Origin of the sequence: Micromonospora sp. NBRC 101691 (assembly GCF_030269285.1) — a bacterium.
Lineage (GTDB): Bacteria > Actinomycetota > Actinomycetes > Mycobacteriales > Micromonosporaceae > Micromonospora > Micromonospora echinospora.
Window position 1 is genome coordinate 93,603 of record NZ_BSTB01000009.1, and the last position, 23,832, is coordinate 117,434.

The 23,832-nt window shown below is 72.9% G+C and carries 31 protein-coding genes; 19 read left to right on the plus strand and 12 right to left on the minus strand.

Going from position 1 to position 23,832, the window contains the following annotated elements:
- Nucleotides 1-50 precede the first annotated feature (50 nt).
- Nucleotides 51-587, plus strand: coding sequence for a hypothetical protein (locus QSK20_RS16210; protein ID WP_285789414.1), 537 nt, complete (start codon nt 51-53; stop codon nt 585-587).
- A 159-nt stretch (nt 588-746) separates the two neighbouring features.
- Here the strand turns inward: QSK20_RS16210 and mshD are convergent, their stop codons facing one another.
- The 3 genes from mshD to QSK20_RS16225 form a co-directional block, all read right to left on the minus strand.
- Nucleotides 747-1,745 (minus strand): mycothiol synthase, encoded by a 999-nt coding sequence (gene mshD / locus QSK20_RS16215; protein WP_285789415.1) that lies wholly within the window; start codon nt 1,743-1,745, stop codon nt 747-749.
- 253 nt (nt 1,746-1,998) lie between these two features.
- Nucleotides 1,999-2,826 (minus strand): polysaccharide deacetylase family protein, encoded by an 828-nt coding sequence (locus QSK20_RS16220; RefSeq protein ID WP_285789416.1) that lies wholly within the window; start codon nt 2,824-2,826, stop codon nt 1,999-2,001.
- Nucleotides 2,827-3,044: 218 nt separating this feature from the next.
- Nucleotides 3,045-3,758 carry a winged helix-turn-helix transcriptional regulator gene (locus QSK20_RS16225; protein ID WP_285789417.1) on the minus strand — a complete coding sequence of 238 codons (714 nt, stop codon included), beginning with the start codon at nt 3,756-3,758 and terminating at the stop codon, nt 3,045-3,047.
- 251 nt (nt 3,759-4,009) lie between these two features.
- Between QSK20_RS16225 and QSK20_RS16230 the strand changes: the two genes are divergently transcribed.
- The 5 genes from QSK20_RS16230 to QSK20_RS16245 all read left to right on the plus strand — a co-directional run bounded on the left by QSK20_RS16230 (nt 4,010) and on the right by QSK20_RS16245 (nt 7,515).
- Nucleotides 4,010-5,050: a hypothetical protein gene (locus QSK20_RS16230; protein WP_285789418.1), complete on the plus strand. Its 1,041-nt coding sequence runs from the start codon at nt 4,010-4,012 to the stop codon at nt 5,048-5,050.
- A 90-nt stretch (nt 5,051-5,140) separates the two neighbouring features.
- Nucleotides 5,141-5,929, plus strand: a complete 789-nt coding sequence (locus tag QSK20_RS16235) for an LmeA family phospholipid-binding protein (protein ID WP_285789419.1) — start codon at nt 5,141-5,143, stop codon at nt 5,927-5,929.
- Nucleotides 5,930-6,068: 139 nt separating this feature from the next.
- Complete coding sequence (locus QSK20_RS32135) at nt 6,069-6,146, plus strand: Ms5788A family Cys-rich leader peptide (RefSeq protein WP_331214547.1); 78 nt, start codon at nt 6,069-6,071, stop codon at nt 6,144-6,146.
- Between the two features lie 194 nt (nt 6,147-6,340).
- The gene (locus tag QSK20_RS16240) at nt 6,341-7,189 is read left to right on the plus strand and encodes a sulfurtransferase (RefSeq protein WP_285789420.1); all 849 of its coding nucleotides are present in this window, start codon (nt 6,341-6,343) and stop codon (nt 7,187-7,189) included.
- Nucleotides 7,190-7,194: 5 nt separating this feature from the next.
- The gene (locus QSK20_RS16245) at nt 7,195-7,515 is read left to right on the plus strand and encodes a DUF1416 domain-containing protein (RefSeq protein WP_358040867.1); all 321 of its coding nucleotides are present in this window, start codon (nt 7,195-7,197) and stop codon (nt 7,513-7,515) included.
- A 145-nt stretch (nt 7,516-7,660) separates the two neighbouring features.
- Here QSK20_RS16245 and QSK20_RS16250 read toward each other — a convergent pair whose 3' ends face one another.
- A complete protein-coding gene (locus QSK20_RS16250; protein ID WP_285789422.1) occupies nt 7,661-7,924 on the minus strand; it encodes a hypothetical protein in 264 nt (87 codons plus the stop codon).
- Nucleotides 7,921-8,265, minus strand: coding sequence for a DivIVA domain-containing protein (locus QSK20_RS16255; RefSeq protein WP_285789423.1), 345 nt, complete (start codon nt 8,263-8,265; stop codon nt 7,921-7,923). The genes QSK20_RS16250 and QSK20_RS16255 overlap by 4 nt, the downstream gene beginning before the upstream one ends.
- A gap of 231 nt (nt 8,266-8,496) precedes the next feature.
- Between QSK20_RS16255 and QSK20_RS16260 the strand changes: the two genes are divergently transcribed.
- Entirely contained in the window at nt 8,497-8,736 is a 240-nt protein-coding gene (locus QSK20_RS16260) for a winged helix-turn-helix domain-containing protein (protein ID WP_285789424.1), read from the plus strand.
- 132 nt (nt 8,737-8,868) lie between these two features.
- Here QSK20_RS16260 and QSK20_RS16265 read toward each other — a convergent pair whose 3' ends face one another.
- Nucleotides 8,869-9,597 (minus strand): TetR/AcrR family transcriptional regulator, encoded by a 729-nt coding sequence (locus QSK20_RS16265; protein ID WP_285789425.1) that lies wholly within the window; start codon nt 9,595-9,597, stop codon nt 8,869-8,871.
- Between the two features lie 110 nt (nt 9,598-9,707).
- Complete coding sequence (locus tag QSK20_RS16270) at nt 9,708-9,965, minus strand: hypothetical protein (RefSeq protein ID WP_285789426.1); 258 nt, start codon at nt 9,963-9,965, stop codon at nt 9,708-9,710.
- Between the two features lie 200 nt (nt 9,966-10,165).
- Between QSK20_RS16270 and QSK20_RS16275 the strand changes: the two genes are divergently transcribed.
- On the plus strand, nt 10,166-10,384 hold the full coding sequence (locus QSK20_RS16275) for a hypothetical protein (protein WP_285789544.1): 219 nt from the start codon (nt 10,166-10,168) through the stop codon (nt 10,382-10,384).
- Between the two features lie 121 nt (nt 10,385-10,505).
- Nucleotides 10,506-11,375 (plus strand): hypothetical protein, encoded by an 870-nt coding sequence (locus QSK20_RS16280; protein WP_285789427.1) that lies wholly within the window; start codon nt 10,506-10,508, stop codon nt 11,373-11,375.
- Nucleotides 11,376-11,409: 34 nt separating this feature from the next.
- Here the strand turns inward: QSK20_RS16280 and QSK20_RS16285 are convergent, their stop codons facing one another.
- From QSK20_RS16285 to QSK20_RS16295, 3 genes are all read right to left on the minus strand, one after another.
- The gene (locus QSK20_RS16285; RefSeq protein WP_285789428.1) at nt 11,410-13,443 is read right to left on the minus strand and encodes an amylo-alpha-1,6-glucosidase; all 2,034 of its coding nucleotides are present in this window, start codon (nt 13,441-13,443) and stop codon (nt 11,410-11,412) included.
- Nucleotides 13,440-13,847, minus strand: a complete 408-nt coding sequence (locus QSK20_RS16290) for an SCP2 sterol-binding domain-containing protein (RefSeq protein ID WP_285789429.1) — start codon at nt 13,845-13,847, stop codon at nt 13,440-13,442. Before QSK20_RS16290 ends, QSK20_RS16285 begins: the two co-directional genes overlap by 4 nt.
- 94 nt (nt 13,848-13,941) lie before the next feature.
- Nucleotides 13,942-14,316 carry a DsrE family protein gene (locus tag QSK20_RS16295; RefSeq protein ID WP_285789430.1) on the minus strand — a complete coding sequence of 125 codons (375 nt, stop codon included), beginning with the start codon at nt 14,314-14,316 and terminating at the stop codon, nt 13,942-13,944.
- Between the two features lie 12 nt (nt 14,317-14,328).
- Here QSK20_RS16295 and mtfM point away from each other — a divergent pair, with 12 nt between their 5' ends.
- Together mtfM and QSK20_RS16305 are read left to right on the plus strand one after the other, a co-directional pair.
- The gene (gene mtfM, locus QSK20_RS16300; RefSeq protein WP_269148487.1) at nt 14,329-14,433 is read left to right on the plus strand and encodes a small membrane protein MtfM; all 105 of its coding nucleotides are present in this window, start codon (nt 14,329-14,331) and stop codon (nt 14,431-14,433) included.
- A gap of 173 nt (nt 14,434-14,606) precedes the next feature.
- Nucleotides 14,607-15,203, plus strand: coding sequence for a heme-binding beta-barrel domain-containing protein (locus QSK20_RS16305; protein WP_285789431.1), 597 nt, complete (start codon nt 14,607-14,609; stop codon nt 15,201-15,203).
- A 60-nt stretch (nt 15,204-15,263) separates the two neighbouring features.
- Here QSK20_RS16305 and QSK20_RS16310 read toward each other — a convergent pair whose 3' ends face one another.
- Complete coding sequence (locus QSK20_RS16310) at nt 15,264-16,154, minus strand: aminotransferase class IV (protein WP_285789432.1); 891 nt, start codon at nt 16,152-16,154, stop codon at nt 15,264-15,266.
- A 70-nt stretch (nt 16,155-16,224) separates the two neighbouring features.
- Between QSK20_RS16310 and QSK20_RS16315 the strand changes: the two genes are divergently transcribed.
- The 4 genes from QSK20_RS16315 (at nt 16,225) to QSK20_RS16330 (ending at nt 19,847) form a co-directional block, all read left to right on the plus strand.
- Nucleotides 16,225-16,668: a Fur family transcriptional regulator gene (locus tag QSK20_RS16315; RefSeq protein WP_285789433.1), complete on the plus strand. Its 444-nt coding sequence runs from the start codon at nt 16,225-16,227 to the stop codon at nt 16,666-16,668.
- Nucleotides 16,665-17,789, plus strand: coding sequence for a CAF17-like 4Fe-4S cluster assembly/insertion protein YgfZ (gene ygfZ / locus QSK20_RS16320; protein WP_285789434.1), 1,125 nt, complete (start codon nt 16,665-16,667; stop codon nt 17,787-17,789). The genes QSK20_RS16315 and ygfZ overlap by 4 nt, the downstream gene beginning before the upstream one ends.
- Nucleotides 17,790-18,007: 218 nt before the next feature.
- Nucleotides 18,008-18,835 (plus strand): beta-keto acid cleavage family enzyme, encoded by an 828-nt coding sequence (locus QSK20_RS16325; RefSeq protein WP_285789435.1) that lies wholly within the window; start codon nt 18,008-18,010, stop codon nt 18,833-18,835.
- A gap of 52 nt (nt 18,836-18,887) precedes the next feature.
- Nucleotides 18,888-19,847 (plus strand): asparaginase, encoded by a 960-nt coding sequence (locus QSK20_RS16330; protein WP_285789436.1) that lies wholly within the window; start codon nt 18,888-18,890, stop codon nt 19,845-19,847.
- 127 nt (nt 19,848-19,974) lie between these two features.
- On the opposite strand, the gene QSK20_RS16335 is transcribed toward QSK20_RS16330, so the two are convergent.
- On the minus strand, nt 19,975-20,766 hold the full coding sequence (locus QSK20_RS16335) for an alpha/beta fold hydrolase (protein ID WP_285789545.1): 792 nt from the start codon (nt 20,764-20,766) through the stop codon (nt 19,975-19,977).
- 156 nt (nt 20,767-20,922) lie between these two features.
- Between QSK20_RS16335 and QSK20_RS16340 the strand changes: the two genes are divergently transcribed.
- The 4 genes from QSK20_RS16340 to QSK20_RS16355 all read left to right on the plus strand — a co-directional run bounded on the left by QSK20_RS16340 (nt 20,923) and on the right by QSK20_RS16355 (nt 23,766).
- Nucleotides 20,923-21,729 (plus strand): helix-turn-helix domain-containing protein, encoded by an 807-nt coding sequence (locus QSK20_RS16340; protein ID WP_285789437.1) that lies wholly within the window; start codon nt 20,923-20,925, stop codon nt 21,727-21,729.
- Nucleotides 21,726-22,397: a hypothetical protein gene (locus QSK20_RS16345; protein ID WP_285789438.1), complete on the plus strand. Its 672-nt coding sequence runs from the start codon at nt 21,726-21,728 to the stop codon at nt 22,395-22,397. The genes QSK20_RS16340 and QSK20_RS16345 overlap by 4 nt, the downstream gene beginning before the upstream one ends.
- A 170-nt stretch (nt 22,398-22,567) precedes the next feature.
- Nucleotides 22,568-22,882 carry a DUF2516 family protein gene (locus tag QSK20_RS16350; protein WP_285789439.1) on the plus strand — a complete coding sequence of 105 codons (315 nt, stop codon included), beginning with the start codon at nt 22,568-22,570 and terminating at the stop codon, nt 22,880-22,882.
- On the plus strand, nt 22,879-23,766 hold the full coding sequence (locus tag QSK20_RS16355; protein WP_285789440.1) for an alpha/beta fold hydrolase: 888 nt from the start codon (nt 22,879-22,881) through the stop codon (nt 23,764-23,766). The genes QSK20_RS16350 and QSK20_RS16355 overlap by 4 nt, the downstream gene beginning before the upstream one ends.
- The last annotated feature ends 66 nt before the right edge of the window (nt 23,767-23,832 follow it).

A 23,832-nucleotide genomic window follows, 5' to 3' on the forward strand; every position in this document is an offset into this window, starting at 1 on the left:
GGCTCCCCGAGCCGGGTCGGCCGGAACCGTTCCATCCGAAGGAAGGTGATGTGGTCACTCACGACGTCGGTGCGGACCTCGTGCACATCGCCGTCCCGGTCGCGTACGTGCGGCACGTCGCCGCGCTCCTGGCGGAGCTGGACCGGCAGGGCGGCGACGTACGCCCACCGGCCCGACCGCCCGCCCGCCCCGCCCCGCCGGACCTCGCCGGCCGGTGGTCGGTGGCGGAGCTGCGGCGGTTCGCGACCGGACGGTCGAAGAGTCACGACACCGTGCTCAAGGTCCTGGACCTGCTCGCCGCCCGCCCCGACGAGTGGTTGTCGGCGGAGACGATCTGCGCGGAGGTGGACGTCTCCCGGCACCGGTTCGGCGGCGCGCTGGCCGGGATGACCCGGATGCTGCGAGCCCACCCGACCTTCCGGGAACTGGGGATGCCGTTGAACCGGTACGTCACCGGCAGCCTCGACGACCGTGCCGGGACCTTCTACTGGATGACGGCCGAGCAGGCCCGCCAGTGGCAGCAGGCCCGCGCCGGGGCGGCCGACTGCTCCGGCCGACCGCCGCCGGCTGATCCGTCAGCCAGCTGATCCGGCGGCCCGCTGGTCCGTGTGCCGGCTGACTGTCGGCCCGTTGGTCCGTCCGCCGGTTGACCCGGCGGCCCGTTGGTCCGCGTGCCGGCCGATCCGGCGGACCGTCGGCCGGCAACGGGACCGCCGGCCGACGGTCCGTCCACGCAGGGGAGGCAGTCAGCCCCGGTGGTAGTTGACGTGCGCACACCAGTGGGCGAAACCGAGCCGCAGGTAGAGCGCCACCGCGGCGGTGTTCGACTCGTCCACGTAGAGCATCACCCGGTCCAGGCCCCGCCGCTCGCGCAGGTACGCCAGCCCGGCAGCGGTCAGCACCCGGCCCAGCCCACCCCGGTGCGCCGTCGGGTCCACCCCGAGCACGTAGACCTCGCCGATCGGGGTCGAGCCGGCCCGCTGGTGAACCTTGGTCCAGTGGAAGCCGAGCAGCCGGCCGGTCGACTCCTCGACGGCGAGCAGGAAACCGTCCGGGTCGAACCACGGCTCGGCGAACCGTACCCGCAGGTCGTCGGCGCTCCAACGGCCCTGCTCGGGGTGCTCGGCGAAGGCCCGCGCATTGAGCGCCAGCCAGGCGTCGTCGTCCGTGCCGGGGCGGAAGGCGCGCAGCGTCACCCCGTCGGGCAGTTGCGGTCCGGTCAGCGGCCCGGTCAGCGACCGGCGCATCTGCCAGAGCACCCGGGCGCGGCCGAATCCGAGGTCCACGGCGAGGGCGGCGGCGGCCGGATGGTCCCCGTGCGCCCAGGCGCGGACCGCGTCGGGCCGCAGCTGCCCGCCCGTGCCGACCTGCGGCTGCCCGCCCGCGTCGACCGGTGCCGCCCCGCTCACCTCGACCGGTAGCGCCCCACTCACCTCGGCCAGCGCCGCCGTCGCGATCGCGCGGCCCAGTCCGCGCCGCCGGTACGCCGGGTGCACCACCAGATCGAGGCCGGTGCCCTGGGCCGGCGCGGTGACGTCGAGGTGCGCGTATCCGACGAGCCGGCCCTCGGGCGTCCGCGTGGTCAGGTGCACCGCGGCGGCCCGTGGGTCCCGCAGCCGGAGCAGCACCGCCTCGTCCAGCGGGTCCGCGCCGTCGGCGTCCCCGGCCGCCCGCGCCAGCGCCAGGACGTCGGCGATCCCCGCCTCGTCCAGCCGATCGGCCCGGTCCACCCGAACGCCCGTCACGCTGTCATCCCGTACGCCGCCGTCTGCCACCCCGCCACGGTAACGGTTCCGACCGGTTCCGCCCCGCCCCGCCTGCTCCGCCCGCCTGCTCCGCCCGGCCTGCGTGGTAGCAGGGGACCCCTGTTACCGCTTTTTGATGAGGAGGGGTCCCCTGCTACCAGCCAAGCCCAACCAACCAAGCCAAGCCCAACCGAGCCGCGCGGGGAGCAACGGGGAGCACCAGGAAGCACCGGGGGAGCAGGGGAGCGCCGGGTTACAGGTCGGGGGGCAGGGCGGCGACGCGGAATCGGCTGGTGAGGTTGGGCAGGATCCAGTACAGCGCGTCGACGGTGCCCTGACGGTCGCCGCCCGCGTCGTGCAGCAGCACGACGGAACCGGGCATGGTGGCCGCGTTGACCATGCCGGCGATGCTGGCCGCGCCCGGGGCCTGCCAGTCGTTCGGGTCGACGGTCCAGTGCAGCGGCACCATGCCGAGGTTCCGGGCCACCGACACCAGCGGGTACGTCCATGCGCCGCCGGGCTGCCGGTAGTACGCGATGCGGGCGTCCGGCACGGCTGCCCGGATCGCCTCGTTGGTGCGCAGCAGGTCGGCCTGGATCGTCTGCTCGGTGCGGCTACCGAGGAGCACGTCGTGGTTCCAGGAGTGGTTGCAGAGGCTGTGTCCGTCGGCCACGATCGCCCGTACCAGGTCGGGGTGTGCCTGGGCGTTCTCGCCGACCAGGCAGAACGTCGCCGTGACGCGGTACGCGCGCAGCGCCGCCAGCGTCTGCGGGGTGTAGTACGGGTCGGGACCGTCGTCGAAGGTGAGGGTCACCTGCCCGGTGCCGGTGGTCATCTGGGTGCCGTGGGGGCCGCCCTCGTTGACGCCTTCGGGGGCGGGCTCGTCCGCCGTGGTGTCGGGCGATGGTGTGCCGGTCGCCGGGGGCTGTGCGGCGACGTGCGGGGCGCTGCTCGGGGCGGCCGGGACCGGGTCGCCCTCGTTCCCCATGAGGCTGTAGCCGATGGCGTACGCCGAGCCCAGCAGCGCGGCGGCCACCAGGGCCACGATTCCCAGAGCGCGGTGGGACGAGGCGGTGGACATCAGGCACCCCGCCGGCTGGTGAGCGTGCCGGAGAGGCCCGCCGGACGAGGGCGGGCGGGTGCCCCGGAGTGGGGTGGCCGGCACGGGCCACCCGTCGCTGGTTCGGTTGTCCTGTGCACCGTCGCCCCCTTCTCCGGCTGGTTCGCCAGTCAGAGTAGGAGCGGCCAATGGAATGAGAAGGACATTCCGGAACTAGCCCCCGGAAAGGGGTAAACGGTTCACACCGGCAGCGGTGCGTGCTCCGTCTCGGGCAGCGAGCGCGACGGCGGGACGACGAACTTGTAGCCCACCTGCCGCACGGTGCCGATCATCGACTCGTACTCCGAGCCGAGCTTGGCGCGCAGCCGCCGGACGTGCACGTCGACCGTACGGGTGCCGCCGAAGTAGTCGTACCCCCAGACCTCGCGCAGCAGCTGGTCGCGGGTGAACACCCGGCCCGGGTGCTGGGCGAGGAACTTCAGCAGCTCGAACTCCTTGTAGGTGAGGTCGAGCGGGCGTCCCTTGAGCTTGGCCGCGTAGGTGTCCGGGTCGATGGTCAGCTCACCGGCCCGGATGGAACCCCCCGTACCGGCGGTGGCGCTGCTCAACCGGCCGACCACCAGCCGCAGTCGGGCCTCCACCTCGGCCGGGCCGGCGCTGGCGAGGATGACGTCGTCGACGCCCCAGTCCGCGTTGAGCGCGATCAGTCCGGCCTCGGTGACGACCGCGACCAGCGGCACCCCCAGGCCGGTGGCGTGCAGCATGCGGCAGGTCGCCCGGGCCTCGCTCAGCTCCGACCGGGCGTCCACCAGGACCGCGTCCGGGCTGGGGCCGGCGACCAGGGTCCGCACGTCACGTGGCGCGGTCCGGACCGAGTGGGGCAGTAGGTCGAGCGCCGGCAGTACGGCGGATGGTTCGCCTGCGCGTGCGGTCACCAGCAGCAGGATCTCCACACGATCACCTCCGTCCGGCGGCGGTGAGCCGCGCGCGACCAGCGACTGCACCCAGGACGGGGTGCGGCGCTGAGAACTCGTGGTCCCGGCGTCGCTGGCGGGCAGGTCAGGGCTTGAGCCTAACCGATTGTCCGTGGTCAACCTCGGGGGCTTTTCCCGTTTGCCGGGGTTGTCCACACTTGCGGCACAGGTTTTAACGTCCGTGAAACGGCGTGCGCCCCGCACGTGGTCGGGTCTGGCACGATCGTGTCGTGTTTGCCTCCGCGTCTCCCGCCGCCGGCCCCGACCCCTGGTCCGACGACGGCCCACCGGCCGGCTTCCCCCCGCCGCGTACCGGACCGGGCCTCGACGACCTGGTCGGCCCGCGCAAGCGGCGCGGCCCCCGCCGATTCCGGCCCGGCGGTCCGTCGGCACGTCGCCCGGAGGACGAGGCCGACGACGACGAGCTCGACGAGGAGGAGATCGAGCCGGTCGAGATCAACAAGCCGCTCTCGCTGACCATCGCCGGCTTCGCCGTGCTGCTCGGCCTCGGGCTGGTCCTCGCCGCGCAGACCTCCGGCCCCAGTCACCGGCTGCCCTTCGCCACTGTCGTCTTCGGTGTGCAGCTCCTCTTCGTCCTGGCCTGGACGATGGCCACCCGTCCGCCGGCCCTGCTGGCCGTCGCCGGAGTCGGCGCGGCCACCGCCGGGGTCGTCGACACCGTCGCCGTACGGTCGGCCGAGGCCCGGCTGCTCCCGCTGCTCTACGTCGCCGTGGGCGGTCTCGTGGTCGCCGTGCTCGGCCAGCTCGTCCGGCGGGTCGACCGGCAGCGGGTCACCGACTCGTTCGGCACCACCCTGCTGATCATGGCCGGGGTGGCCGGATTCGCCACCCTGCTGCCGCTGAGCCGGATCCCGGCCGGCACCCAGACCATCACGGTCAGCCTGACCGCCACCGCGCTGGCGCTCACCGTGGCGCGGATCACCGACGCCGTGCTCCCCTGGCCCCGGCTCGCGCCGCAGGTGCCCCGGGGAGCGGCCGGGGTGGTGTTGGGCGCGATGCTCGGCACCCTGGCCGGCAGCGTGCTCGGCAGCTTCCTGGTCGGCTTCACGCCGACCAGCGGCGCCCTGGTCGGCCTGGTCACCGCGGCCACCGCCGTCCTGGCCGACCTCGCCGTCGGGTACGCCGAGGCGGGCCGGCTGATGGCCGGCGAGACGCCCACGTTCTGGATCGCCCGGCACATGCAGGGGCCGCTCGGCGGCATCGCCCTCGCCGCGCCGGCCGCCTACTTCGTGTGCGTACTGTTCCTCTGACCCCGCGCCCCGGCCGCACGGTTGGGGCGCGGGCCCATCGGGTACCACCGGTGTGCCCCAGGCGACACCGGACGTGAGAGTGGAGGCGGCGTGACCGAGGCCTACCCGGCGTACGACGAACGGCCCCGGCGGCGGGGGCGCAAGATCCTCGTCGGCCTGCTCGTCCTGCTCCTTATCCTGGTCGGACTGGTCGTGGTGGCCGACCGGGTCGCCGCCGGGGTCGCCGAGGACGCCATCGCCGACCAGGTACGCCAGGAGCTGACCCAGCAGGACGCCAGCGCGCAACCGCCGGACGTCGAGGTCGGCGGCTTCCCCTTCCTCACCCAGGTGCTCAACGGGAAGTACGAACGGATCACCATCCGGCTGCGCGATGTCCAGGGCACGGTCGAGGGCAACTCGGTCAACCTGCCGGAACTCGACGTGGACGCCCGGGGCGTCACCGCGTCGCTGGACACCATCCGCTCCGGCCAGGGGGACGTGGTGGCCGACCGGGTCGACGGCACCGGGACGGTCAGCTACGACAGCCTCGCGGCGTTCCTCGACCGGCCCGGTCTCAAGCTCGCCGAGGAGGACGGCAAGCTGGCGGTCACCGCGCCGGTGGACATCCTCGGGCAGAAGTTGACGGTCACCGGCAACGCCGAGGTCAGCGTCAGCGAGCAGGGCCAGGTGGCGCTGCGCTTCAGCGACCTGGACGCCGAGGGCCTGCCGAACGTGCCGATGGCCCGGGTGCTGCTCAACAACTACGCGCGCAGCATCTCCATCGACGTCCCCCTGCCCGACCTGCCGTTCCAGCTCACCGTGCGGGAGGTCCGGCCGTTGCCGGAGGGGCTCGCGGTCACCGCCGACGCCCGGGACGTACCGATCAACCGGCTCGGCTGAGCCGCCCCGCGCCGGTGGGCGGCGTGACCCGTGGGGCCACCGGGTGTGGTGCGAACCACGCCCGGAAGCCCTGCTCAGGTGTCTCGGATGCTGGTCGGGGCGGTGGCAGGGCGTGGGAACGCTGGTAGGCTCCGTGCTCATGGGGACGCTCCTCACCAAACGGCGCGCGGTCGACCTGTGCCGCGTGGCCACCTGCCTGTGTCGCTCCGTCATCTGACGGCGGAGCTGCAAACGGCTGTGTAGCGGCCACCGGCGGGGTCTCCCTCATCCCCCGGTTCTCCTCTTTCGCCCGGCAGTGGCGCCGTCGCATCCAACCGAGATCCGTCCATCCTGGGTCCCGCGCGCGGTGCGGCAGACACCGACCTTCCCCGCGCGTCGACTCAACCGCCATCCTCACCAGGGAGTGATCCGATGAGTCGCGACACCGCACTCGTCTCGGCCGAGTGGGCCGAGAAGAACCTCGACGCCCCGGGCGTCGTCTTCGTCGAGGTAGACGAGGACACCTCGGCGTACGACACCGGCCACATCGCCGGGGCGATCAAGCTCGACTGGAAGACCGACCTCCAGGACCCGATCCGCCGGGACTTCGTCAACAAGAGCCAGTTCGAGGCGCTGCTCTCCGAGCGGGGCATCGCCAACGACGACACCGTCATCCTGTACGGCGGCAACAACAACTGGTTCGCCGCGTACGCGTACTGGTACTTCAAGCTCTACGGCCACGGCGACGTCAAGCTGCTCGACGGCGGTCGCAAGAAGTGGGAGCTGGACGCCCGCCCGCTGGTCACCGACAAGGTGGAGCGCCCGAAGACCCAGTACGTCGCGCAGGAGCCGGACAACTCGATCCGTGCCTTCCGGGACGAGATCGAGCCCGCGATCGGCGTCAAGAACCTGGTCGACGTGCGCAGCCCCGACGAGTACGCCGGCCGGCTGCTCGCCCCCGCCCACCTGCCGCAGGAGCAGGCGCAGCGGGCCGGGCACGTGCCCACCGCGATCAGCGTCCCGTGGTCCAAGGCGGCCAACGAGGACGGCACCTTCAAGTCCGACGACGAGCTGCGCAAGATCTACGGCGCGGCAGGGTTGGACGACAGCAAGGAGACCATCGCCTACTGCCGGATCGGCGAGCGTTCCTCGCACACCTGGTTCGTGCTCCAGGAGCTGCTCGGCCACCGCAACGTGAAGAACTACGACGGATCCTGGACCGAGTACGGCTCGCTGGTCGGCGTGCCGGTCGCGCTCGGCGACGAGCCCGGAGAGGCGTGATCACCATGACAGCACCCACCGCTGCCGGTTGCGCCGCGCCGGACCAGTCCGCTCCGTTGCCCGCGAGCCTCGACCTGGAGAAGGAAACCGTCATCACCGGTGTCGTCCGGTCCGAGGCGGGCGAGCTGGTTCCGGGCGCGTACGTCCGGCTGCTCGACTCGACCGGTGAGTTCACCGCCGAGGTGGTCACCTCGCCCGCCGGCCAGTTCCGGTTCTTCGCCGCGCCGGGCAGTTGGACGCTGCGTGCCCTCTCCCGGCACGGCAACGGCGACATTCCCGTCGCCGCCGCCCGGGGCATCAACGAGGTCGCCGTCACGGTCGCCTGACCCGGCTCCACCACGACAGGAAGGCCCCCGGCTCACCCGGGGGCCTTCGGTCGTCCGGCCGCCCGCTCAGTGTCGGCGACATCGCGGTGTCCAGCCCGCGACATCGGCAACCTGAACTGGACCGCCGTGCCCGGAGGAGCGGCGGTCACAGCCGTGTCCGGAGGCGCGGGGTGCACTCCTCGGCGTGGCCGGGGCGGAGGACGCAGCGCCGTCGGTGCGGCAGCCGCCGGTCGCAGAAGACGGCCTGCTGGACGCCGGGGTCGCCCTCCTCGGAGACCGTCGTCTCGCCGAGCACGAGCTGCGGCAGGAACGCCAGGGACCGGGTGAGCGCGCGGGCCAGCACGTGCGCGCCGGCCAGGTCGTCCGCCACCACCGTCAGGTGTACGACGAAGCGCCGGTCGTCGTTCACCGGTGCACCCGGGGCGCGAAGCGTGCCTGCCAGTCCCGCAGGTGCTGCTTGATGCGGGTGTTCTCGTTCCGGATCCGGTCCAGTTCGGTGTGCAGCGCGGTGAGGTCGTCGGCCACCCGGTGCAGAAAGGCGGTCACCTCGCCAGGGTCCAGGCCCCGCCGGACCAGGGTGAACTGTCGATCGCGAATCCGCCCCGCGCACAGCGGCCGGTACGTCGCCGACCGGTAGTGCCGGCCGGGGTTGGTCGCGCCGACCGGGCGCACCGGAACGGGTGGCCGGTGCCGACCGGTCGTGGCCGTCGGACGGGAGTTGCGGCGGAAACGTCGGAACAGGTTGCGCACGGTCGGACCACCCTTTCCCGAGGGGCCCCTGCTCAGGGGATGGGTTGCTGGGGGTCGGGGCGGGCCGTCCTGCCGTTGCGCGGCCCGCCCCGACGGGGGGATGAGCGCCGTTCGTTGCCACGCGAGGAGCGCTCTCCGACCCAACTTATTTGAAGAAGACAAGACAGTCAACGACCGGTTGCGACTGAGTGTCGGGGCGTGATCGAATCGGGGTGCCACGCGAGGAGTGCCATGCCTGCGACCCCGGATTACCTCCGGATCTCCGATGAGTTGATCGCCGACGTCAGGTCGGGAAAGTACAAGCCGGGTGACAAGCTGCCCTCGATCAACGAACTGTGCCGCCTGTTCGGCGTCAGTCCCTCGACCATGACTCTCGTCAACGTGCGTCTGGAGGCGCTTGGTGTGATCCACCGCCATCAGGGCAAGGGCATCTTCGTTACCGATCCGGCCACGTGGATGCGGAAGCCGTGACGGTGGGGAGTGTCGACCGGGCACTCGTGGCCGGCTGGAGTGGAACGCGGTCGGCGTGTCGTGTAGCTGAGCTGCCAGGAACCCGGGGGGATTTTCGGGGCGCGCGGCCCGGAGTCTGGAACCTGGGGGCGGCTACTCGCCGTTCGCGTTCGGTGTGCCTACCAGGATGAGGTCCAGGCCGCGTTCGAAGATGTCGTCCTCGCTCCAGCGGGCGGTGTCGAGGTGGCCCGAGGAGTTGAGCGTCGGGTAGGCGTCGGGGTCCGCGGTGATGTGTCGCCGGGCTTCCGTCTGTTCCTGCGGGTCCGCGCTGCGGTGCCAGGTCGCCTCGGTGAGCGCCGCGCCGATCACGTAGTTGGCCAGCGTGCGGGTGACCACGGTCAGTTCGACGTCGGAGAGGCCACCCCGGGCCAGCGTCGACTGCAGGTGCTCGGTGCGGGCGAGGACGTTGGGGCCGAGCATCGGTCGACCGATCAGGCTCGGGGCCCAGGGGTGACGGAGCATGACCGCGCGCCAGTTGCGGATCAGGGTGCGGGCGTCGCCGCGCCAGTCGTCGGTGGCCTCCGGTAGTGGCACGTTGCCGAACACGTGGTCGAGGGCCAGGTCGAGCACGTCGTCCTTGGTCTTGACGTGCCAGTAGAGCGCGGTGGGGGTGACGTCGAGCATCTGGGCGAGCCGTCGCATGGTCAGGCCGTCGATGCCGTGCTCGTCGAGCAGCGCCACCGCCGCGTCGACGATGCGTTGGCGGGTCAGGGGGATCGGGCGGGACCGGGTGGGCTCCTCGCGCAGCCACACCGAGCCGGGATGCGCGCGACGTTCTCCCGGGGTGTCGTCGCGCTGCTGGTCGAACTCGGTGTCGGTCACGCCAGGGCTCCAGATCACGTGTGTGGGGTGGAGGTCGTCCGACCGGAGTCGGAGTGGCGGTGGCATCCCAACGGGCCACCGCCACCCCGACTACCGGCTGTCGTGACGGCTCAGTAGCGGGTCTTCACCAGGAAGGCGTAGCCGACCACCTTGGTGCCGTTCCAGTTGTACATAGCGTGACAGGCCTGGGGCGATGTCCACGAGGAGACGTAACTCGGCCGGGCGGCGTTGCAGGCCTTCAACGTCGGGTAGAGCGGGCTGTTGTAGTCCGCCTGCGCGGGTGACGCCAGGCCGAGGACCAGGCCACCTGCCACGGCGCCAGCGGCCACGAGGCTGCGGACGCGGGGACGACGCAGAAGTTTCGCCACGGGATTTCCCTTCTTCGTGAATCAGCCCGTTTGGGCTGTGGATCACCAGCAGTGTATGGGTGTCCCGCACGTCCCCAAAGATCATCTCTGGGTGCGGCTTCCGTACCGTGCGTAATCAACTTAACGATGGTAAGTTACTATAACGCAGTGCAGGAAGCTGGTGAGCGCGGCCGAGGGGAGGTGTCGGAGTCGTGCCTCTGATGCGGATCCAGCTGGACAGTGACCGGGCCACCGCCCGACGGATCATGGAGCTGCACCTGGCCGACAAGGTCCACCGGGAGTCCCGCGACGCCGCGCGGGAGGAGGTCTGGCGACGCGGCCGGACCCCGGCCGGCGAGCCGGTCTTCGTCGGCGTCACGAACGGCGAGCCCGTGCGACTGATCTACGACGTGGAGGTCCACCTGGACACGACCCGCTGAGGCGTCGAGGGGGTGGTGGGGCGCGGTGGTGCCGGCCGCGCCCCACACCCGTTCAACCCTCGGACACCCCTTCGGGTCACGCCCACGTGGCCCGGTCGGGGCGACGTGGCACCATGGCCGCGTGACCGGTCCTGTCCAGACGGGGTACGCCCCGCCCAGTGGTCCGCCCAGCCCGCCGGCCCCGGGGTGGCCCCGCTGGCTGATCGTGGCCACCCTGCTCTGGGCGCTGCTGCTGGCGGCGTTGACCTGGCTCTCCGTACGCGATGACGGGCCGACGGTCCGCGAGCAGCGCAGCCTGGCCCAGGCCGGTCCGGTGGTGGACCGGGCGATCGGCGACCTGGTCGCCGCCGCCGGGCCGGACGCGCTCGTCGAGTTGACGCCGCCCGTGGTCGAGCGGGGTTGCCGGGTCACGCCGTTCGAGGACGGCGGCACGCTGGAACGCGTGGCCGAACTCCGGCCCACCGGCGAGGAGCCCCGGGCCCTGCTGGACCGGGTCGCGGAGGCGCTGCCGGACCGTTACCGCGCCACCGTGATGCTGACCCGGGAGGGGACCCGGTTGCGGGCCGACGCCGGGGAGTTCGTCACCGTGCGCGGCCAGGAGACCGAGGAGGGGACCGTGCGGTTCACCGCCGACACCGGCTGCCGTCCGCTCGGGTCCGGATACGAGGCGACGCCGCTCACCGGCGCGGACGCCGAGTCCGACGCGGTCACCGGGGCGCTGCGGGCGCTGGGTCGCCCGGCCACCGAAGAGGCGGAGCTGGTCGCCGCGCCGTGTCCCGGCGGCGGCAGTGCCCGTACCGTGCGGGCCGTCGCCGGCCCGGGTTCGGCCGCGACCCCGACCTCGGCGGCGGCCGTGCTCGCCCCGCTGGCCACCGGCCCCGCGCTGGTCGACACCCCCGAGCTGTACGCCTACCGCGCCGGCCCGGTCACCGTGCAGGTGCACCTGGTCGCCGACCCGCCGTCGGTCTCCGCGTCGACGCCCTGCCGCTGAGCTGCCCGCGCGAAGCCTCGCCCGGCGGTGGGCGTCAGAGGCTACGGCTGCGGCCCAGCGCGTCGACGTGCCCCCAGCGGCCGGGGATGTCGAGCAACTCGATCCGGCCCATCCCGTGCGGCACGGCCGGGTCGATGATCAGGTGCTCGCCCTGCGGTTCCAGGCCGAGCAGCACCCGGAGCATCAGCAGCGGCGTCCCCGCCGACCAGGCCTGCGGGCTGCACGCGGTCGGATACTCGACCGGGTAGTCGGTCAGGCCGCGGTCGTAGCCGGCGAACGCCTCGGGCAACCGGCCGCCGAAGTAGCGGGACGCCTCGGCCATCGCCAGGCAGATCCGGCCGGCCTCCTCGCGGAAGCCGTACCGCCACAGGCCCCAGGCGACGATCGAGTTGTCGAACGGCCAGACCGTGCCGGCGTGGTACCCGATCGGGTTGTACCGTCCCTGGTCGGTGGCGAGGGTCCGCACCCCCCACCCGGAGAAGAGGCGCGGGCCGAGCAGGTGTTCGGCCACCTTCCCCGCCCGTGACTCGTCCACGATGCCGCTCCAGAGCAGGTGACCCATGTTCGAGGAGAGCGCGTCGACGGGTTTGCCCTCGGCGTCCAGGGCGAGCGCGTAGTACTCCCCGTCGGCGACCCAGAAGTCCCGGTTGAAGCGTTCCTTCAACGCGGCGGCCCCGCGTTCCAGCCGGTCGGCCCAGGCCGGGTCGTCGTAGACGGTCCGGGCCAGTCGGGCGCCGCGCATCTTCGCGTCGTACGCGTAACCCTGGAGTTCGCAGGTGGCCCGGGGGAAGCCGGGCAGCCGGCCGTCGGCGTAGGAGATGGAGTCCCAGGAGTCCTTCCAGCACTGGTTCTCCAGGCCGGTCTGCGGGTTCCGGGTCTCGTACCAGACGTAACCGTTGCCGAGCAGGTCGCCGTAGCTGTCGATCCAGTCGAGCGCGAGCCGGACCGGGAACTCCAACGCCCGGACGAGTGTGGCGTCGCCGCTCCAGCGTTCGTACTCGTCGAGGAGGATCACGAAGAGCGCGGTCGAGTCGGCGGCGCCGTAGTAGGGGGAGTGCGGCTGTTCCTCGAAGCCGGCGGTCTCGCCGTACCGCAGCTCGTGCAGGATCTTCCCCGGCTCCTCGTCGCGGAAGTCGTCGAGCCGCGCGCCCTGGAGTCCGGCCAGGACGATCAGGGTCGGCGGCACCAGGTCCGGCATGAACGGCAGCACCTGGAGTCCGGTCAGCATGCTGTCCCGCCCGAAGAGGGTCATGAACCAGGGCAGCCCGGCGGCGAGCAGGCGCACGCCCAGGGCGATCGACTCGTACCGCAGCGCGGTCAGGTCCTTGAGGCTGCGCTGGTACGCCCGCTCCAGCGGGGTGAAGTCGCAGCCCAGCTTCGGTGCGCGCTCGACCAGGCGGCGGTGCTCGGACTCGATGTCCGCCGGGGTGCGGGACCCGCCGAGCGGCAGCGTCGCCCGGATGTCCTCGCCGCGCGCGCCGTAGATGACGGTCGCCACGTGCAGTTGGGTGCTCCACTCCCCGTGCGCCGGCACCCGGACCGTGAAGGTCATGCCCCGCTCGTCGATGTGGCCGGGCTCGCTGGTCGAGACCACCGTCTCCCGGAGGAAACGGTCCCGGCGGTACGCCAGCCGCAGTTCCCGTGCCCCGACCGTCGCTGTCGAGTCGCCCTTCTGCCGGCGGGCCGACTTGATCTCGAACAGGTCGGCGAAGTCCGCGCCCATGTCGATGCGGAGGGTGAACTCCACGTCCTGCCCAGCGTGGTTGAGTACGGCCACCTCCTCGTCCAGCCCACCCCCGATGGTCCGGCTCCGGAGCACCGACACCGTGGCCTCCTGGGCGTGCGCGGGCCGGTCGGGGACGAGGAAGAAGCGCGTCCGGTACGACTGCTCCTCGTCAACGGAGAGCGTGCTCAGCCGTTCGCCGTCGAGGGTCAGCAGCCAGGTGGAGAGGAACCGGGTGTCGAAGGAGAACATTCCGGTCGGGAAGTCGAGCGAGGGCTCCAGGTCACCCTGCTCGTCGCAGACCATGAAGGTGTTGCCGTCGAGGATGCTGACCAGTCGTTTCATCCGGGTCGCCCGCTCTGCGGCCGGATCGGCGGGGGTGTGTGCCGTTCCCGGACGACGGCGCGGGGGTCGCGGGTGCCCGGCGGCGAGGGGAAGAAGGCCCGGAAGACCAGGAACAGCAGCACGTTCCCGCTGAGCGTGGTGTCGTTGCGCAGCATCGCGGCGACCCCCTGCGCGCTGCCGGTGACCAGCTGCTCGAACAGCTCGGCGCTGCTCTCCCAGACCGCGTCGGCTGGCCGCTCCTCCCGACTGACCCGGAACTCCCGGTCGCGCAGCACGACGTACCAGTGCTCGACGTGCGTGCCGGTGGACAGGTTGATCTGGATCGTCCCGTCGATCGGTCCGCGGAGCTTGTCCGGGGCGCGGGCCGGCAGGGACGCGAAGAACTGCTCGGTTGCCTCACCCACATCCGCATGGTAGGTGCGAATCGGGCGGATCGGGACGGGATCGGCAGTGCTTCGGCCCGGTCCGGGGCGGTGTGCCCCGTCCGGGGTGAAGGCGTCAGTAGACCAGGGCCTGGGCCCCGTCGGCCATCGTCTCCTCGACGAAGACCGCCGCCCCGGCGATCCGTATCCCCGGCAGCACGTCGCCGGGACCGATGTCGCGGCGGGCGGCGCACTGGGTGCAGGCGGTGACCTGCCCCGAGGTGAGGATCACGTGCAGCAGCTCGGCCAGCGGAGCCGAGTGGGGCAGCTCGAACTCCTGCGCGCGGCCGGGAAGCGCGAACCAGGTCGACTCACCGGTCAACCAGAGCGAGACGTCCACCCCGGCCGCCGCCGCGGTGGCGGCGACGGTGAACGCCTGAGCGCACCGCTCGGGTGCGTCCGCGCCCGCGGTCACCTTGACGACGAGAGTACGTGCCATGGGGGCCAGCATAGGATGACCGCCATGGTCACCGAGATCGGGTTCGTCAGCCTGCTGGTCGCGGGACTCGGCGCGCTCGCCGGTGGCCTGGTCTACGTAGCCGTCCGCATTTCGAGAGGTCATTGGTGAGCGCGAGGAGTGAGCCGGTCTTGCGAGCCCCGCAGTCGCGAACGAAGGTGGTCCGGTGAGCGCGAGGAGTGAGCCGGTCTTGCGAGCCCCGCAGTCGCGAACGAAGGTGGTCCGGTGAGCGCGAGGAGTGAGCCGGTCTTGCGAGCCCCGCAGTCGCGAACGAAGGTGGTCCGGTGAGCGACAGCGACAACCCCCTGGCCCCGCCGCCGTGGCTGAACGCGCCACAGGTCGACCCGTACCCGTACGAGGAGAGCCACGACCTGCGGGTCGGGCCGAAGCTGCACCCGACGCTGGACGCCCTGCTGCCGTACATCGGCGTCTGGCGGGGGCGAGGTCGGGGCGGTTTCCCCAGCATCGAGGATTTCGACTTCGCCCAGGAGATCCGGATCAGCCACGACGGGCGGCCGTTCCTCTTCTACGAGTCCCGCGCGTGGATCCTCGACGAGCAGAGCCGCCCGGTGCGTCCGGCCGGTCGTGAGGTGGGCTGGTGGCGTCCGGTGCTCGACGGTGACCGGGCGACCGACGAGCTGGAAGCCCTGATGACCGTTCCGACCGGCGTCATGGAGCTGCACATCGGCAAGCGCAGGGGCACCCAGTTGGAGTTCGTCACCGACGCCGTGGTGCGTACCGCCACCGCCAAGGAGGTGACCGCCGGTCACCGCCTCTTCGGCATCGTCGAGGGCGCCCTGCTGTACGCCCAGGAGATGGCCGCCGTCGGCCACCCCCTCTCCCCACACCTGTCGGCCCGCCTGACCCGCGTCGCCGGCTGAGCCGCGAACCCCACCCCCGACCCTCGGGGCGTCCCGCCGCGTCGCGGTCGCGACCGAGGGTCAGGGGTGGGGGAGGAGCCGCTGGAGGCGGGCGGTGTGCGGGGACGGGAAGGCCCGGTGCGGGCCGATGCCGTCGAGGGTGCGGATCTCGGCGACCCCCCGCACCGACGACGTGAACCAGGCGGCGTCCGCCTCCCGCAGGTCACCGGGGCCGATCATCCGCTCCGCCGCGGTGAACCCCAGCTCGTGCGCGTGGGCCAGCAGCCAGGCGGCGGTGACGCCGGGCAGGATGCCGGTCCGCGCGGGCGGCACCGTGCAGAGGGTGTCGCCCTCCAGCCAGACCAGGTTCGCCGTCGGCCCTTCCAGGGCGTACCCGTCGGTGGAGACCCAGAGCACGTCGTCCACCCCGTGCCGGACCGCCCAGCGTCGGGCGGCGCTGCTCAGCGCGTACGACGTGGACTTGAACCCGACGGGCAGCCAGTCCAGGCTGGCACGGCAGTCCGCGGCGACGCCCAGCGGCAGCGTGGCCACCGCGATCCCGAGCCGACGGGCGCGTCGGGTCGGCTGCGGCACCTCGCCCAGCGTGGCGTAGACCGTCGGCGGGCCACCGCCCTCCGGTCCCCGGGTACAGACCAGCCGGAGCGCTCCCTCCGTTCCGGTCGGCCAGCCCACCGCGACGGACTCCAGCAGGTCGAGCAGCGCGGCGGTCGGGGGGAGCCGCAGGTCGAGCCGGTCCGCCGCCCGGGCCAGCCGGGCCAGGTGCTCGCCGACCAGCCACGGTCGACCGTCGCGCAGGTGCATGGTCTCGAACACCCCGTCGCCGTGCAGCACCCCGAGGTCGTCGCCGCGCAGCACCGGCTGCCCGGCCGGCACCAGCCCCCGGCCCAGCACGGCCACCCGGGGCGGTTCCGCCTGCTGCGTCAGCTCCGTCGTTCCGCTGAGTTCGGTCACGAATGCCGAGCGTAGCGGCGTACCGAAGTGGGCGGCCGGACACACGCGGAGACCGCACTATGATCGGACGGTGTCTGAAGCCACCCTCGCCGAGCTGCTGCGCTCCCGTGGGCTGCGGCTGACCCCGCAGCGGCAGTTGATCCTCCAGGCGGTGCTGGACCTGGGGCACGCCACACCGGAGCAGGTGCACCACGCCGTCCGGGAGGTGGCCGCCGGAGTCAACATCACCACGATCTACCGCACCCTGGAGCTGCTGGAGAAGCTGGGGCTGGTCAAGCACACCCATCTGTCGCACGGCTCGCCGACCTACCACGCCGCCAACGAGCACCAGCACGCCCACCTGGTCTGCCGGGAGTGCGGCAGGATCGACGAGGTGGAGCCGGAGTTGCTGCGTCCGGTCGCCGACCGGTTGGCCGCCGAGCGCGGCTTCCAGGCCGACATCGGGCACGTGGCGCTCTTCGGCATCTGCGGGGACTGCGGCAACGGCGAGCACGGAAACGGGGAGCAGGCATGATCGAGATTGCGGGAGCCGTACCGGTCGAGGCCATCGACGCCGAGACCCGGGACCAGCCCGAGCCGGCCCACCGGGCGGCCGGGGTGGGCAGTGTCGCCGCCCACTACGGCGACCCGCTGCGCGAGCAGCGCACCCTCGCCACCGGCGTCGGACTGGTCGACCGTTCGCACCGGGGCGTGGTGGCGGTCCCGGGCGAGGAACGCGCCGGCTGGCTGCACACCCTGACCACCCAGCACCTGGCCGACCTGACCGCCGGCGAGGGCACCGAACTGCTCGTGCTCTCCCCGCACGGCCACGTCGAGCAGCACGCCGTCGTCGCCGAGGACGGTGACACCACCTGGCTGGACACCGAGCCGGGGGCCACCGCCGGTCTGTTGACGTACCTGGAGCGGATGCGCTTCTTCAGCAAGGTCGAGCCCCGGGACGCGACCGCCGAGCGGGCACTGCTCTCCCTGGTCGGCCCGGACGCCGCCGGTGCGCTCGACGCGCTCGGCGTGACCGGGCTCGCCGAGCCGGACACCCTCGCCGTGCCGGGCCCGAAGTTCCACACCGGCGCCGTGCCACCCCGCCCCACCGCCCGGTACGCCGTCCGTCCGTTGCCCGCCGGGGGCTGGGCGCGCCGCGGGCCGCTCGGCGTGGACCTGCTCGTGCCCCGGGACACCATGGACGACGTGGTCGCCACGCTGCGCGCCGCCGGGGTGCCGGTCGCCGGCCTGTGGGCGTACGAGGCGTTGCGGGTGGCCGCCCGGCGGGCCCGGGTCGGGGTGGACACCGACCACCGGACCATCCCCGCCGAGGTGGACCTGATCGCCCCGGCCGTGCACCTGGCGAAGGGCTGCTACCGGGGCCAGGAGACGGTGGCCCGGGTGCACAACCTGGGGCGTCCGCCGCGTCGCCTCGTCCTGCTGCACCTGGACGGGGTGACCAGCGACCGGCTGCCCGCCGCCGGCACCCCGGTGACCCAGTCCGACGGTCGGGCCGTCGGCTTCCTGGGCACCGCCGTGCAGCACTTCGAGCTGGGGCAGATCGCCCTCGCCGTGGTCAAGCGGAACGTCGCCGACGACGCCCAGCTCCTCGTCGGCGAGGCCGCAGCCGCCATCGACCCCACCCCCTCGCCGTAGCAGCCCGCGCCACGCCGCACCGCCACGCTCACGCCGTGCACGCTGGGCTGGGGTGGTAGCAGGGGCCCCCTGTTACCGCTTTTTGCGTAGCAAGGGTCCCCTGCAACCACGCCAGCCCGGCAACCACGCCAACCCGGCGACTGGATCGACGATCGTGCGAGCTGTTTCCGAGCGGCGCACGATCGACCTGGCCTGACCAGCGGTCTAGGATCGCCGACATGACAACAGGGACGTTGATCACGGTTGCCCCGACCGGTGCCGAGTCGGCCAAGGCGGAGGTGCCGGTACTGCCGGTGACCCTCGACGAACTGCTGCTGACCGCCAAGGAGTGCGAGGCGCTGGGCGCCGCCGTGATCCACGTCCACATCCGCGACGACGAGGCGAAGCCCACCCTCGACCCGGGACGGCTGCGCGACACGGTCGCCGCGCTGCGGGAGAACACCGGGCTGATCGTGCAGCTCTCCACCGGTGGCGCGGTGACGGACCCGGAGGCCGCCCGGCTGGCCGTGCTCGACGCCCGACCGGACATGGCCTCCTGCACCATGGGCACGGTCAACTTCGGCGACGACGTCTTCCTCAACCGCTGGGAGTTCGTCGTCGACCTGCACACCCGGATGCAGGAACGTGGCGTCGTCCCCGAGTATGAGATCTTCGACCTGGGTCACCTCACCGCCCTCCAGCGCCTGCTCGGCAAGTACGGGCTGCCGGCCGGCGGGCACGTGCACGTCGACTTCGTGATGGGGGTGCCGGGCGGCATGCCGGGCACCACCGAGGCGCTGGTGGCGTGCCGCCAGGCGGTGCGGGACCTGCCGGAGGGCACCACCTTCTCGGCCACCGGCATCGGTCGCAGCACCATTCCGGTGATGCTGTCCTCGCTGGCCACCGGCGGGCACCTGCGGGTCGGCCTGGAGGACACGGTGACCTACGCCAAGGGGCAGCCGGTCGAGTCCAACATGCAACTCGTCGCCCGGGCGGTCGCCGCCGCCCAGCTCGCCCAGCGTCCGCCGCTCACCCCGACCGAGGCCCGGCAGCTGCTCGGGATGTAGCCGCAGGTGAGGGCTGGGCGGTGAAGATCGCGACCGGGTACCGTTCCACCCCGTGGGAACGACGTACGCAGGTGGCGCGCTGCTCGCCGAGGTGGTCCGGTCCGGATTCGTGGAGGGCCTCCACCACGGCTCGGTGGTGGTGCTGGACGCGTCCGGCGAGGTGGTCGCCGCCGCAGGTGACGTCGACGGCCCGATCTTCCCGCGGTCGGCGAGCAAGCCGATGCAGACCATCGGCATGCTCCGGGCCGGGCTGCGGCTGACCGATCCGGCCGACCTCGCCCTGGTGTCGGCCAGTCACGCCGGGGAGGACTTCCACCTGGCCCGGGTCACCGCGCTGCTCGCCGCCGCCGGGCTGGACGGGTCGGCGTTGGCCTGTCCGCCCGACCTGCCCCTGGACGAGGCGGCCCGGAACGCGGTGCTGGCCGCCGGCGGCGGGCCGGACCGGATCGGGATGAACTGCTCCGGCAAGCACACCGGGATGGTGCTCACCTGCCGCGCGGCCGGCTGGCCCACCGAGGGGTACCCGCACCCGGAGCACCCGCTGCAACAGCGGATCCGGGCCACCGTCGAGGAGATCACCGGTGAGCCGGTCGCGGCGGCCGGGGTGGATGGCTGCGGGGCTCCGGTGCTCGCGGTCTCGCTGACCGGGCTGGCCCGGGCCTTCCTGCGGTTGGTGCAGGCGGAACCCGGGACGCCGGAGCGAACCGTCGCCGACGCGATGCGGGCTCACCCCGAGATCGTCGGGGGCACCCGGGCGGAGGACAGTCGGCTGATGCGTGGCCTGCCGGGCACCCTCGCCAAGATCGGCGCGGAGGGGATCATCGCCGCCGGCCTGCCCGGCGTCGGCTCGGTCGCCGTCAAGATCGATGACGGGGCGACCCGCGCCCGGATGCCCGTGCTGGTCTCCGCGCTGCGCCGGCTCGGCCAGGACGCCCCGATCCTGCACGAGTACGCCGAACTCCCGCTGCTCGGTGGCGGCGTGCCGGTCGGCGCGATCCGCCCGACCTGGTAGCGACCCGGACACCCGGACCCGGACACCCGGACCCGGGACGCTGCCCTGGCCGGGACCGCTCCTGCCCTGGCCAGGGACATTCGGCCAGGGCAGGACGTCGCGGATCAGGACCGGAGGTGTCGCGGCTTCAGCCCAGGAAGTCGAGCAGGGCGGCGTTGACCGGGGCGGGTCGTTCCAGCGGGAGCAGGTGGGCGGCGTCCGGTACGTCGGGGAGGCGTACCGCGTCCGGTGCGGTCGTGGCGATCAGGTCGGCGAGCCGGCTGATGTCCGGCAGGTCCGCCGCGCCGGCTGCCGCCAGCACCGGCATGCGCAGCTCGTGCAGGCGTTCGATCGCCGGGGGCTCGGGGACGGTCACGTCGATCGCGCTGAGCACGTGTTCGGTGGCGAGCGCCCGCTCGTCCATCTCCTCGGCGAAGCGCAGCAGCGCGGGGTCGACGTCCTCCGGCCGCCGGTCCGGGCCGACCACCCAGAACCGCACCTCGGCGGCGGCGCTGGCCGCGTAGTCGTCCGGGTCGACCTCGCCGACCAGGGAGTCCCACAGGTCGTTCGTCTCGTCCGACCACTCGTGCCCGGTGACGGCGGTGCCGAGGAGCGCCAGCGCGGACACCCGGTCCGGGTGGGTCAGCGCGGTGTCGATCGCCACCGCGCCGCCGAACGAACAGCCGACCAGGGCGGCCCGTCCGACGTCCAGCGCGTCGAGGACGCCGACCACGTCCGTGTGGTGGGCGAAGGGGGTGGGGGGCAGCTCCGACTCGCCGTATCCGCGCAGGTCGAGGGCGATCACCCGGTGTCGGGTGGCGAGGGCGGACAACTGCTCCCGCCACATCCGTCGGTCCGCGATCCCCGCGTGCAACAGGAGGACGGGGGAGCCGCTGCCGGTGTCGCCGTACCCGAGACGGGTGCCGTTCACTTCGATCATGGCCACCGGGGGACGTTACCGGACCGGTCCATCCGGCCCCGGCATCGGGCGAGCGGCCCGGATTCCGGACACCCCTGCCGAAACGATCTGAGACGTCGCTAACTCTGGTTAGCGTTCTGCTTGCAGGAGCTAGCGCGAGGGGGTTAGCGTCGGGGCATGCCCACCCCGAAGGACCTTCCCCGCGACGTCGGCGGTTTCATCCGTGACCTGCGACGCAACGCGAAGATCTCGCTCCGGCAGCTCGCCGAGCAGGCCGGGGTGAGCAACCCGTACCTCAGCCAGATCGAGCGCGGCCTGCGCAAGCCCAGCGCCGAGGTGCTCCAGCAGCTAGCCAGCGCGTTGCGGGTCTCCACCCCGGCGATGTACCTGCGGGCCGGGCTGCTCGACGACCGCGAGGGACAGGGCGTGCTCGCCGCCATCGCCGTCGACCCGGACCTGACGATGGCGCAGAAGCAGTCGCTCACCCAGATCTACGAGACGTTCCGTCGGGAGAACGTCCGGCTCGCCGAGGCGACCGCCGCCGCCGAGCAGAACGTTCCCGGCTCCACCACCGGGCAGAACACTCCCGGCTCCACCACCGCCACCGATCGGAACGCCGCCGAAGCGGACCCCACCGCCACCGAACGGAACGCCGCCGAAGCGGACCCCACCGCCACCGAACGGAACGCCGCCGAAGCGGACCCCACCGCCACCGAACGGAACGCCGCCGAAGCGTCCCTCGCCACCGCCGCCGATCCCGCCCTCGCCGACGCGGCGGCCACGGTCAACCCGGCGGCCACCGGCCCGACCACCGAGGCCGGCACCCCGACCGAGGCGGTGCTGGAGTCGGTGGCCGTCACCGAGGCCGGGCCCGCTCCCGCCCCCGGCACCCGCCCGACCGGACGGACGCGCGTGCGCACCACCCCCCGGAAGACCACGAAGAAGGCGACCGCCCCGGCGGTCGAGGAGGAGAACCCGTCATGAGCCAGCCGAAGACCAGCCGCATCCCCGCTCCGATCTACGCCGCCGCCGGTGCCGGTGACCTGGCGCTGGAGCAGCTCCGCAAGCTCCCGTCCGTGGTCAGCGACCTGAGCGGTCGGGTGGTCAACGACCTGGGGGGCAAGGCGGTGGTGACCGGATTCGAGTTGCGGCAGAAGGCCACCGAGACGCTGAAGACCGCCAACCTGACCGCCACCGGCCTCCGCGAGAAGGCGGTCGTGGGTGACCTCGACCTGGACCGGCTGCGTGGACTCGCCGGCCGGAACGCCGCCGTCGTGCTGGCCGGCGCCCAGGCCGCCCAGGAGCGGGCACTGGCCGCGTACGGCGCCCTGGTCGCCCGGGGTGAGCGGGTGGTCGGTGCCGGCGTGCTGGAGGCCGCCGAGACCGTGAACGCCGACATCGAGACCACCGAGGCGACCACCGTGGCCCCGGCGGCCACCGCCCCGGCCACCCCGGCGGCCACCGGGGCCGCCCCCGCTCCGGCTGCCGCCGCGACGTCCGAGGTGACCGCCACCCCGGCCGACGTGGCCGAGGTGGCCCAGGCCAAGCCGGCGGCCGTCAAGCGGACCCGGGCCACCCGGACCGGCACCACCGACACCCCGTCGGCGAAGCTGCCCAAGGCGACCAAGCGGAGCCGTCCGGCCGTCGACTGAGCGCGGAGCCGTCCGCCCGTCGACCCGGCAGACCGGTCCGCCACCGCGTGCGGGCCTCGGTGACCGCCACCGGGCACGACCTCTCGGCGGTGACCGGACAGTCCCACCACCGGCGACCCCGGAAGAGTCCTGTCGGACGATTCCGGGGTCGCCGGCATAAGCTTGCCCACATGGCCAACGCCGCGCCGATCTTCTTCCTCGATGTCCGCTACGTGATCGAGCTGATCCTGCTCGTCTTCGCGCTGATCGTGCAGGGCGTCGCGCTGGTGCACGCGATCACCCAGCGCGCCGACGCGTTCCCCGCGATCGGCACGCTCCCCAAGGGCGGGTGGATCGCCATCCTGGCGGTCTGCCTGGCGCTCACCCTGCTCGGGTTCGGCCCGATCAGCCTCTTCGGTCTGATCGGCATCGCCGCCGGGCTCATCTACCTGCTGGACGTCCGGGCGGGGTTGCGTGACCTCTCCGACGGCAAGGGCTTCTGGTGAGGGATTTCCGCTGGCCTCCGCCGCCCGACGGCGGGCCACGCACGTGGGGGCCCGGCCCGGGTGCCCCACGTACCGGCCGACCGGCCCTGCCGGAGCCGGAGACCGAGATGGTCACCACCCCGCACGGCATCCGGCTGGAGCGGCTGGTCACCGGGTCGGGGGAGCCGACCACCGTCTTCGCGCACGGCCTCGCCAACGGCATCGCCACCACCCGGCCGTTCGGCAGCGCGGTCGCCGGCCGCCGGGTCTTCTTCCAGTTCCGGGGCCACGGCCGCTCCGACACGCCGCCCGGGCCGTGGAGCTACCTCGACCTCGCCCGTGACCTGCGGGCCGTCGCCGACCTGAGCGGGGCGACCCGGGCGTTCGGGGTGAGCCTCGGGGCGGGGGCGCTCTGCCGGCTGCTGGTGGAGAGCCCGGAACGCTTCGAGCGGCTGGTCTTCTTCCTGCCGGCGGTGCTGGACCGCCCCCGGGACACGCGGGCCCGTTCGTGGCTGGCCGACCTGTTGACGGCCGTCGAGAGCGGGGAGGCCTCGGCCGTGGCGGACGTCGTCTCGGTCGAACTGCCCCCGGCCGTCCGCAACACCCCGGCCGGGTGGGCGTACCTGCGGCAACGGCTGGACCACCTGCTCCGCGACGGTCTCGCGGCCGAGCTGACCGGGCTGCTGGAACAGGCTCCACTGCGGGACGCGCGGGCCCTCGAAGCGGTCAGCGCGCCGGCCCTGGTGATCGGCTGCGCCGGCGACGACCGACACCCGGTCGAGGTCGCCGAGACGCTGGCCGCCGCGTTGCCCCAGGCCACCCTGCACGTGTACGACCGGCCGGGCGTGCTCTGGACCGACCGCGCCGACCTCCGGGACCGGATCTCGACCTTCCTCAACGACTGACCACTTCTCCCCAGCGATCGGCTTCCCACGAGCGATCTGCTTCCCGTCGGCGATCGGTGCGGAAAA

Excerpts from the sequence above, each read along its gene's own strand:
- QSK20_RS16220 (WP_285789416.1), bottom strand. The coding sequence starts at position 2,826 with ATGTCCACCGCCTCGTCCCACCGCGCTCTGGGAATCGTGGCCCTGGTG.
- QSK20_RS32135 (WP_331214547.1), top strand. The coding sequence starts at position 6,069 with ATGGGGACGCTCCTCACCAAACGGCGCGCGGTCGACCTGTGCCGCGTG.
- QSK20_RS16240 (WP_285789420.1), top strand. The coding sequence starts at position 6,341 with ATGAGTCGCGACACCGCACTCGTCTCGGCCGAGTGGGCCGAGAAGAAC.
- QSK20_RS16245 (WP_358040867.1), top strand. The coding sequence starts at position 7,195 with ATGACAGCACCCACCGCTGCCGGTTGCGCCGCGCCGGACCAGTCCGCT.
- QSK20_RS16260 (WP_285789424.1), top strand. The coding sequence starts at position 8,497 with ATGCCTGCGACCCCGGATTACCTCCGGATCTCCGATGAGTTGATCGCC.
- QSK20_RS16275 (WP_285789544.1), top strand. The coding sequence starts at position 10,166 with ATGCGGATCCAGCTGGACAGTGACCGGGCCACCGCCCGACGGATCATG.
- QSK20_RS16285 (WP_285789428.1), bottom strand. The coding sequence starts at position 13,443 with ATGAAACGACTGGTCAGCATCCTCGACGGCAACACCTTCATGGTCTGC.
- QSK20_RS16295 (WP_285789430.1), bottom strand. The coding sequence starts at position 14,316 with ATGCTGGCCCCCATGGCACGTACTCTCGTCGTCAAGGTGACCGCGGGC.
- mtfM (WP_269148487.1), top strand. The coding sequence starts at position 14,329 with ATGGTCACCGAGATCGGGTTCGTCAGCCTGCTGGTCGCGGGACTCGGC.
- ygfZ (WP_285789434.1), top strand. The coding sequence starts at position 16,665 with ATGATCGAGATTGCGGGAGCCGTACCGGTCGAGGCCATCGACGCCGAG.
- QSK20_RS16325 (WP_285789435.1), top strand. The coding sequence starts at position 18,008 with ATGACAACAGGGACGTTGATCACGGTTGCCCCGACCGGTGCCGAGTCG.
- QSK20_RS16335 (WP_285789545.1), bottom strand. The coding sequence starts at position 20,766 with ATGATCGAAGTGAACGGCACCCGTCTCGGGTACGGCGACACCGGCAGC.
- QSK20_RS16340 (WP_285789437.1), top strand. The coding sequence starts at position 20,923 with ATGCCCACCCCGAAGGACCTTCCCCGCGACGTCGGCGGTTTCATCCGT.
- QSK20_RS16345 (WP_285789438.1), top strand. The coding sequence starts at position 21,726 with ATGAGCCAGCCGAAGACCAGCCGCATCCCCGCTCCGATCTACGCCGCC.
- QSK20_RS16350 (WP_285789439.1), top strand. The coding sequence starts at position 22,568 with ATGGCCAACGCCGCGCCGATCTTCTTCCTCGATGTCCGCTACGTGATC.